This window comes from Methyloceanibacter marginalis (assembly GCF_001723295.1).
Taxonomy (GTDB): Bacteria; Pseudomonadota; Alphaproteobacteria; order Rhizobiales; family Methyloligellaceae; genus Methyloceanibacter; species Methyloceanibacter marginalis.
Genome location: NZ_LPWD01000086.1, coordinates 1 through 1,169, shown reverse-complemented (window position 1 = coordinate 1,169; position 1,169 = coordinate 1). Strand labels below are relative to the sequence as shown.

Annotated in this window: 2 protein-coding genes; both read left to right on the top strand. The window is 61.8% G+C overall.

Annotation, left to right across the window (positions count from 1 at the left end):
* Window positions 1-694 (top strand): lysophospholipid acyltransferase family protein (locus AUC71_RS03945; protein ID WP_069623216.1); only part of this gene is annotated, 694 nt, incomplete at its 5' end.
* A gap of 81 nt (window positions 695-775) precedes the next feature.
* Window positions 776-1,108 carry a heat shock protein HspQ gene (gene hspQ, locus AUC71_RS03940; RefSeq protein ID WP_069623215.1) on the top strand — a complete coding sequence of 111 codons (333 nt, stop codon included), beginning with the start codon at window positions 776-778 and terminating at the stop codon, window positions 1,106-1,108.
* The last annotated feature ends 61 nt before the right edge of the window (window positions 1,109-1,169 follow it).

The following is a 1,169-nucleotide window of genomic DNA, read 5'->3' as shown; positions in this document are numbered from 1 at the left end:
GCGCATCGCCATCGCCGCGTGGGACAATCTCGGCCGCGTCATGGTCGAGACCATGAACATCGACCGGATCCTCAAAGATCCCGGGCGGCTGCACGTCACCAACGGCCATTGGATCGGCCGCTACAAGGGCAAGATGGGCCCGGCGCTGATCGTCACCATGCATATGGGCAACTGGGAGCTTGGCATGTGGCCCGTCATGCTCGCGGGGGTGAAACCGGCCGGCGTCTACCGCTCGGTGAAGAACCCTTACGTCGACCAATATCTTCGCGCCCAGCGGCAGGCTCTCTATCCGGGCGGTCTGTTCGGACGCGGCCGCACCGCAGGCGAGGACGAGACGCAAAAAACCGCGCGCCTCATTATGGACTATGTGCGCCAGGGCGGACGGCTGGGGTTCATCTCCGACCTCTACGACCGCAACGGCATCGAGGTGCCGTTCTTTGGGCATCTCGCCAAGAGCATGCCCATCGCTGCGATGATCGCACGGCGGGTCGGCGCGCGCATTTGGATCGGCCGCTGCGTGCGCGTCGGCAACCGCGCGGTGTTCGACGTCAACGTCAACGAGCTCAGGATTCCGCGCACCGGCAATCAAGCGGAAGACATCCGCTCCATCACCGCAGCGATCCAGCGCTACTTCGAGGTTTGGATTCGCGAGAACCCGGAACAGTTCATGTGGTCGAACCGCCGATGGTCGTAACCCACGCCCTCAACTGCGTTGACAGCCTCATTGGGTCGCGATCTTATCGTCTCAAGACTCGGGGATAGGGTTGACGTTGTAATGTCTACAGTCCGCAACGCTAGATTTCAGATCGGGCAGGTGGTGCGCCACCGGCTCTATCCCTTTCGCGGCGTGATTTTCGACGTGGATCCGAGTTTCTCGAACACCGAAGAGTGGTACGCGTCCATTCCGCAAGACGTGCGGCCGGAGAAGGATCAGCCGTTCTATCACCTCCTCGCCGAGAACGCCGACACCGAGTATGTCGCCTACGTGTCCGAGCAGAACCTCTTGCCGGATGCTTCCGATGAGCCGTTGCGGCATCCTCAAGTCCAGGAGCTGTTCGAGGACTTGCGGGACGGCGTGTTCCGCTTTCGCTTCTTGCAGGAGCACTAAGCCGCGGGTGCGGCGCCTTCATCGAGACCAAATATATCGGGAAAGAGAAAGGCCGCGCCGG

Bases quoted from the DNA above. Each gene is read 5' to 3' on its own strand.
- hspQ (WP_069623215.1), top strand. From the start codon at position 776: ATGTCTACAGTCCGCAACGCTAGATTTCAGATCGGGCAGGTGGTGCGC.